General features: G+C 48.0%; 8 protein-coding genes. 5 read left to right on the forward strand and 3 right to left on the reverse strand.

What is annotated here, in order from left to right:
• On the reverse strand, positions 1 to 216 hold a 216-nt coding region (locus B8880_RS14440; RefSeq protein WP_084257643.1), incomplete at its 3' end, for a helix-turn-helix domain-containing protein.
• A 152-nt stretch (positions 217 to 368) separates the two neighbouring features.
• On the opposite strand from B8880_RS14440, the gene uvrD reads away from it, so the two are divergent.
• From uvrD to B8880_RS10950, 3 genes are all read left to right on the forward strand, one after another.
• Complete coding sequence (gene uvrD, locus B8880_RS10940; RefSeq protein WP_084257644.1) at positions 369 to 2,561, forward strand: DNA helicase II; 2,193 nt, start codon at positions 369 to 371, stop codon at positions 2,559 to 2,561.
• A gap of 62 nt (positions 2,562 to 2,623) precedes the next feature.
• On the forward strand, positions 2,624 to 2,809 hold the full coding sequence (locus B8880_RS10945; RefSeq protein WP_084257645.1) for a hypothetical protein: 186 nt from the start codon (positions 2,624 to 2,626) through the stop codon (positions 2,807 to 2,809).
• Positions 2,790 to 3,128, forward strand: a complete 339-nt coding sequence (locus tag B8880_RS10950) for a hypothetical protein (protein WP_084257646.1) — start codon at positions 2,790 to 2,792, stop codon at positions 3,126 to 3,128. Before B8880_RS10945 ends, B8880_RS10950 begins: the two co-directional genes overlap by 20 nt.
• Here the strand turns inward: B8880_RS10950 and mazG are convergent.
• Together mazG and rpmE are read right to left on the reverse strand one after the other, a co-directional pair.
• Entirely contained in the window at positions 3,108 to 3,824 is a 717-nt protein-coding gene (gene mazG, locus B8880_RS10955) for a nucleoside triphosphate pyrophosphohydrolase (RefSeq protein WP_084257647.1), read from the reverse strand. The two genes, B8880_RS10950 and mazG, sit on opposite strands and share 21 nt — an antisense overlap.
• A gap of 105 nt (positions 3,825 to 3,929) precedes the next feature.
• Positions 3,930 to 4,142 (reverse strand): 50S ribosomal protein L31, encoded by a 213-nt coding sequence (gene rpmE, locus B8880_RS10960; RefSeq protein ID WP_084257648.1) that lies wholly within the window; start codon positions 4,140 to 4,142, stop codon positions 3,930 to 3,932.
• 219 nt (positions 4,143 to 4,361) lie between these two features.
• Between rpmE and priA the strand changes: the two genes are divergently transcribed.
• Both priA and ftsN read left to right on the forward strand, forming a co-directional pair.
• Positions 4,362 to 6,578: a primosomal protein N' gene (priA, locus tag B8880_RS10965; protein WP_084257649.1), complete on the forward strand. Its 2,217-nt coding sequence runs from the start codon at positions 4,362 to 4,364 to the stop codon at positions 6,576 to 6,578.
• A gap of 88 nt (positions 6,579 to 6,666) precedes the next feature.
• On the forward strand, positions 6,667 to 7,470 hold the full coding sequence (ftsN, locus tag B8880_RS10970; protein ID WP_084257650.1) for a cell division protein FtsN: 804 nt from the start codon (positions 6,667 to 6,669) through the stop codon (positions 7,468 to 7,470).
• The last annotated feature ends 160 nt before the right edge of the window (positions 7,471 to 7,630 follow it).

The following is a 7,630-nucleotide window of genomic DNA, read 5'->3' on the forward strand; positions in this document are numbered from 1 at the left end:
GTATTCAATGGCGTTGAGCTTGTCTTGCAATGTATATTTTTGCGTAATATGCAACACGGCCAGACCATTTAAGCCGGAATGCCTGTATTGTAAAACCCATCGGCGGATACAGCTTTCCGGTGTTTGAAAAACGCGTGATGTGTTACTGATAGATTGGGGCTGTTGAAGGTAATATTCAACGACGTGTTGTTTAAATGCTTGGGTATATTTAGTCATAAAAATCTGCACCTTAGTTCGTTGGTTTTGGAGTCCAACTTTTGGGGTGCAGATCATTGAGCCAACCGCACTTTCACCGAAAAAATCATTTCCCTTACCTGAAATCCTGTTATAATTCCGCTGTATAAATAAACAGTATTCAGCAGGCGAATATGGAATTTTCAGAACTATTAGACGGGTTAAACGAGAAGCAACGGCAGGCGGTGGCGGCACCGTTGGGCAATTATTTGGTACTTGCCGGCGCAGGCAGCGGCAAAACACGGGTGCTGACCCATCGCATTGCGTGGTTGGTCGGGGTGGAAAATGTGCCGGAATCGAATATTCTGGCGGTAACCTTTACCAATAAAGCGGCGGCGGAAATGCGCCAGCGGATCACCGCCACCCTGCAACGCGAGCAGGGGCAAGGGCTGTTCGGCATGTGGATCGGCACGTTTCACAGCATCGCCAACCGCCTGCTGCGCGCCCATTACCCTGATGCCAACTTGCCGCAGGATTTCCAGATTTTGGATTCGGAAGACCAAGTGCGGTTGCTGAAACGTTTGTTGAAATTGCATAACTACGACGAAAAAAACTTTCCGCCGAAACAAGCCTGTTGGTACATCAATCATCAAAAAGATAATGGCTTGCACCCGCACCAAATCGACGATCACAATGACCGTAGCGAACGCGAATGGATTCGGATTTATCAGATTTATCAAGATGCCTGCGATCGCGCCGGTTTGGTCGATTTTGCCGAAATGTTGTTGCGCGCTTATGAGCTGTGGCTGAAAAAACCGCTGATTTTGCAACGTTACCAACAGCGTTTCCAGCATATTTTGGTCGATGAATTTCAAGATACCAACAACATTCAATATGCATGGATCAAATTGCTTGCCGGAGAGCAAGGCAAGGTGATGATTGTCGGCGACGACGATCAGTCGATCTACGGCTGGCGTGGTGCAAAAATCGAAAATATTCAGCGCTTTTTGCAGGACTATCCGCAAGCCGAAACCATTCGCTTGGAACAAAATTACCGCTCGACCGGCAATATTTTGCAAGCGGCAAACCAATTGATTGCCAATAATAGCGACCGTTTAGGCAAAAATTTATGGACCGACGGTGCACAAGGCGAGCCGGTCGGGGTCTATTGTGCGTTTAACGAGCTGGACGAAGCCCGTTTCGTGGTGGCGCAAATCAAGCAATGGCAGGAAGACGGCGGACAATATAGCGATTGTGCGGTGTTGTATCGCAGCAACAGCCAGTCGCGCGTGCTGGAAGAGGCGTTGTTACAGGCGCAAATTCCATATCGGATTTACGGCGGTATGCGCTTTTTTGAACGGCAGGAGATCAAAGATGCGTTGGCGTATCTGCGCTTGATTGCCAATCGTAATGACGACGCAGCGTTTGAACGGGTGGTGAACACGCCGCCGCGCGGTATCGGCGACCGCACGTTAGACACCTTGCGTCAACTGACGCGCGAACGCCAAATCACCCTATGGCAAGCGACCCATTTGGCGATCGAAGAAAACAAACTGGCGGGCAGAGCGGCGACCGCACTTTTGCGTTTTATGGAATTGATTACGGCGCTGGAACAGGACAGCAGCGAAATGCCGTTGTTCGGGCAGACCGATTTTGTGATTAAACATTCTGGTTTGTACCAAATGTATCAACAGGAAAAGGGCGAAAAGGGCGAAGTGCGGATCGAAAACTTAGAAGAGTTGGTTTCTGCCACGCGTGAATTTATCAAGCCGGACGAAGCCGATGACATGAGCGATCTGACCGCTTTTCTCACCCACGCTTCACTGGAAGCCGGCGAAGGACAGGCGGATCGCCATCAGCCGAGTGTGGAAATGATGACCTTGCATTCCGCCAAAGGCTTGGAGTTTCCACGGGTATTTATCGTCGGCATGGAAGAGGGCATTTTCCCCAGCCGCATGGCGTTGGAGGAGAGCGGTCGTTTGGAAGAGGAGCGGCGTTTGGCGTATGTCGGCATCACCCGTGCCAAGCAGCAACTGACCATCAGCCACGCCGAAAGCCGTCGATTATACGGCAAAGAAGAACGCCACATCGTTTCCCGTTTTGTCAGCGAACTGCCGCCGGATTGTATCCGTGAAATCCGCCTGCGCGGTACGGTCACCCGCACTTTTAGCCAGTCTTCGAGTGCAAGTGCGGTCAGCCATTCAGGGATTAACCTACTCAACCAAAGCCAATGGAAAATGGGGCAGAAAGTCAGCCACCCGAAATTCGGCAATGGCACGATTATCAACATCGAAGGCAGTGATAACAACACCCGATTACAAATCGCCTTTCAAAATCAAGGAATTAAATGGCTAATTGCGCATTTGGCGAAGTTGGAGAAGATTTAGCTATCGCGTAAGAATCGGTTAAGTTATAGAATAAGTAACCAAATTGCAAAAAAGGAGTGTTTATGCAATTAACATTAGAACAGGAAAATGCATTGTTAGCTCGTTATATCGAAGCGAAACAGCAAGATACGCTGATTGAAACCAGTAGGGAAGCGATCAGAGAACTAGCGAATCAAAAGCGAGCGGCATATCGTCAGAACAAAAAAATTATTGATGAAGTTTTTTACGATGAAGTGGCAAACACTTAATAAAAACCTTTTGGATTTTATGGCGTTGCTATCAGATGATACGCTAGTCTTTTTTGAAAAATCCTTAGATAAATATGAAATTGTCTTGAGCCCATTTTCGGTTGAGATTAATAGTTATGTTTCCATTCAATGTATTGTTGAAGGTGATATGGCAACAATTTTGTCATTTAATTATGGCAAATACACCAATCTAAACTATGGAGAAGCAAGGGCGGAATTGGAATTTATCCGAGCCTTGGAGGCTAAGTATTTTGAAGCCAATTCCTATATTGAATTATCTCCGAAAAATCGCCTTAAATTATTTAAAATGTTTGTTTGATGAAGACTGTTCAAACTCCCTCGCCCGTTGCTCAAAGCGGCTGTTTTCATCACGCAGTAAACTTTCGGCTTGCAGACCCAGTTGGCGGCAGAGGTTGCTGACGCTGAACAGCAATTCTGCCAGCGGCTTGGCGGCGTGATCTTGATTGGCGGCGACCGCACTTTTGATCAAGGCGAGCTGTTGTTCGGCTTGGGCGATAGTTTGTGCAACGGTAGTGGGTTGATAACCCAATTTCTTGGCGCGTTTTTGTAATTTTTCAGCCCGCAATAACGCCGGCAAGGCGTGCGGCACATCGTCCAGCAATGAGGTTTGCTGTTTGTCCAAACGCTCTTGCTGTTTTTTATTTTCCCAATTTTTTAAGGCTTCCGTGGCGCTGTCCGCCGAGGTATCGCCGAACACATGCGGGTGGCGGCGGATCAGTTTTTCGCTCAGGGTTTCCACCACATCATTAAACTGAAAACGCTGCTCTTCGTTGGCAAGTTGGCTGAGAAACACCACTTGCAGCAGCAAATCGCCCAATTCTTCCTTTAATGCGCTAAAATCCTCGGTTTGAATCGCTTCCACCACTTCGTAACCCTCTTCCAGCAGATACGGCACAATGCTACGGTAATCCTGTTCCAAATCCCACGGGCAACCGCCTTGCGGATTGCGCAGTTGAGCCATTATATCGAGCAGTTGTTGAATCGGTGTCGTCATCGGATTTCCTTCTTTGCGATAAAAGTGCGGTCTGGGCGATTAGTATAACGCATAAAAAAACCGATTCCATCGCTGAAATCGGTTTCTTTTTCGTTATAGCAACGATTATTTCGCGCCCGGAATGCTGAAACGTTTGTTGAAACGTTCTACACGACCGCCGGTGTCAACCACACGTTGTTTACCGGTATAGAACGGGTGGCACACGCCACAAACGTCCAGGTTGATGTCACGTCCGATAGTTGAACGTGTTTTGATGACGTTACCGCAAGAACAAGTTGCAGTCACTTCTTTGTATTCAGGGTGGATACCTTGTTTCATAGAAAACCTCGGATTGAAGCCATATCGCTATCGGGAGCGTGCCCGACACCATATGTAGTTAATAATATGCGCAATGCGCAGCTGTTTTAAAGACGGCGGATTATACAGCAGAAAGTGCGGTTAAGCAATAGCCGCATGGCGTGATTGTCAGCGCAATGTCGATCAAAATCGGCTATACTACTGTTCTTTAATTATTCATCTCACGAGTTTACTGGCGTTATGCGTTTGATTCGAGTTGCCTTGGCAATCCCGTTGCCCCGTTATTTCGACTATTTACTCGACGAATCTGCGATTGTGGAAATCGGCAGTCGGGTTGTCGTGCCGCTCGGGCGGCAAAAACGGATCGGGATTGTGATCGATTTTCCGCAACAAAGCGAAGTGGCAACGGAACAACTGAAACCGATCTTTACGGTGTTGGACGCACAATCGGTATTCAGTGCCGAGTTATATCAGCTGCTGCAATGGGCGGCGAATTATTACCAAACCGGCTTGGGCGAGGTGCTGTTTCAGGCGTTGCCGGTGAAATTGCGCCAAGGCGAAGCGAACCAAAGAGCGGTCAGCGCCGTCTGGAAAATCACGCTGCAAGGACAAACCGCACTTGTTAACGGCGAATTGAAACGTGCAAAGAAACAGCAGTTGGCATTAGAACAGTTGGCGCAAAACGGTGAAATTGAGCAGGGCTCGACCGAATTTGCCCGTGCCATTTATACCGCATTACAGGAAAAAGGGCTGATTATCGCGGAAGAACAGCCGTATCAATTCACACCTTGGCAAACCGCACTTTCAAGCGAAAATTGGCTGAATCCTGCGGATAAACTGCGCCTCAATAAACAGCAGACTTTGGCGGTGAGTGCGGTGAATTTTAGCGACGGTTTCCAAACGTGGCTGCTGGACGGCGTGACCGGTTCCGGCAAAACCGAAGTGTATCTGCATTTGATGGAAAAGGTGTTGGCGCAGGGCAAGCAGGTGCTGCTGCTGATTCCTGAAATCGGCTTAACCCCGCAGTTGGTGCGCAGCGTGCAGAACCGCTTTAATTTGCCGATTGATGTGCTGCATTCCAATTTAAGCGACAGTCAACGTTTGTTGGCGTGGCAGCGTGCGCAAAGCGGCGAAAGTGCGGTAGTGGTCGGCACGCGATCCGCATTTTTCACACAATTTCAACAGCTTGGTTTGATTATCCTCGATGAAGAACACGATCTTTCCTATAAACAGCAGGATTCCAACTGGCGACACCATGCACGCGATTTGGCGGTGATGCGAGCGCGTAATAACGGCATTTCGATTGTGCTTGGCAGCGCAACCCCCAGCTTGGAAAGTTTGGCGAATGTGAGCAGCGGAAAATATCGTCATCTGGTGCTGAATCAACGGGCGATGAACAGCAATGCGTTAACTCATCGGGTGCTGGATCTGAAAAAACAGCGGGTCGATCGCGGACTTTCCGAGCAGTTGCTGTACTTAATGCGGCAACATTTGGAGAAAGGCAATCAGGTGTTGCTGTTCCTTAATCGACGTGGTTTCGCGCCGATTTTGTTGTGCCACGAGTGCGGTTGGATTGCCGAATGTCCGAGTTGCGAGCGCCCTTATACCTATCATAAAAAACAAAACAGCCTGACGTGTCACCATTGTGAGCGTAAGGTCAAAGTACCGCAGCAATGCCCGAAGTGCGGTTCTACTCATTTGATTACCTCAGGCGTGGGCACGGAGCAGTTGGAGAGCGTGCTGGCGGAGAAATTTCCTGAGTACGGTATTGCACGCATTGACCGCGATACCACCGCACGCAAAGGCGCAATGGAAACGCAACTGAAACAGATTAAAAATCGGCAGCGACGGATTTTGATCGGTACGCAAATGTTGGCGAAAGGCCACCATTTTCCCGATGTGACGTTGGTGGCGATGGTGAATATCGACGGCGCGCTGTTTTCAGAAGATTTTCGCAGTGAAGAACGCTTGGCGCAGTTGTATGTACAGGTTGCCGGACGTGCCGGTCGGGGCGATAAAAGCGGGGAAGTCGTGCTGCAAACGCATTTTCCGCAGCACCCGCTATTGCAAACTTTATTACAGCACGGCTATGCCGAATTTGCCAAGCAAGCGTTGCAGCAGCGGCAGAGTATGGGCTTACCGCCGTTTGCGGCGCAGGCATTGTTTCGGGCAAAAAGCAAAAACAGCCAAAGTGCGGTGGAATATTTACAGCAAATTGCGGAATTTTTTCAGGCGTATAGTCAACGGCAACAGATCGGCGGTTTGCAGATTTTGGGACCGATTGAAGCGTTACAAGCCAAAAAAGCAGGGCAATATCAGTGGCATTTGTTATTGCAGCATACTTCAAGAGCGGTGTTGCAGCGTTGCCTGAACGCCTTTGCCCAACATAAATTACAGTTGCAACTTGCGCAAAACGTCCGTTGTATTTTGGATATTGATCCGCAAGATTTTGCTTAGTGGCTAAATAGACGCTAGGATTTTGACATTTTTTTAAGTAAAATCGCTGTTTATTTCTGATAACGTTTAAATTAATAGGGTAATTTTAGTGGTTCAGCGTGATTATGCTTCTCGTGGCAGAGCAACATCGAAGAAGAAAGCCAACCGAGTCAATAAGGGATTTTTATTGACGATTGCAATCGGAATCGTAGTGGTGTTTGCGGCGGGATTGTATTTATTAAAAGAAAAATCAAGCGAAAACGGGATTGCGGTAGTGCCTGAAAAAGTGGAGGAGAGCAAACCGAAAAGCACTCTGCCGAGCCGTCCGGAAGAAGTGTGGAGCTATATCCGTGATTTGGAAACCCGCGAAATTCCGATTGATAACAGCCCAAAAAGTTTGGATAAAGTACAAAACTTAACCGAAGAGCAGAAAAAAATTCTGCAAATGTTAGAGCGTGATGCAGAAAGAGCCGAGGCGGCGAAAAACGATAAAAATATCGCAGTGCAGGCACAAGTACAAGAAACGGTTAAGCGTAATGAGCCGACGGTAACGACGGTGCAGCCGGTTGTGGTAGAAAAACCAAAAACGCAAACGAATGCTAAACCGACAGAGAGCAAAGCAGCGGAAGTGGTGCAGGCAAAAGCAAAACAAGAAAACAAAACGGCACAGCAAGCTCCAGCTAAAGCGACAACGTCCACGGCGAAATTTGGTTTGCAATGTGGCGCTTTTAAAAACCGGGAGCAGGCAGAGAACTTGCAAGCGCGTTTGGTGATGGCAGGTTTTGATGCGCGCGTGAGTAGCAGTTCTACTTTTAACCGTATCTTTATCGGACCGATTGGCGATCGTGCGGCAGCGAATGCCACTTTGCAAAAAGCCAAGAGCGTGACCGAGTGTGTTGTGATCGGTATGTAACCGCACTTTATTATCAAAAATAGTCAGAAAAACGGTTGAAAGGATAAATTTCAACCGTTTTGTTATAGGCAGACGAAGACTGCCTATAAAAACCATACGCTATGCGTATGGAATCAAAGAGCTTAAGCGATGAAAAGAAAAAATCCTCCGATATAATGAA

The sequence above is a fragment of the Pasteurella testudinis DSM 23072 genome (genome assembly GCF_900176075.1).
GTDB classification, from domain to species: Bacteria; Pseudomonadota; Gammaproteobacteria; order Enterobacterales; family Pasteurellaceae; genus Chelonobacter; species Chelonobacter testudinis.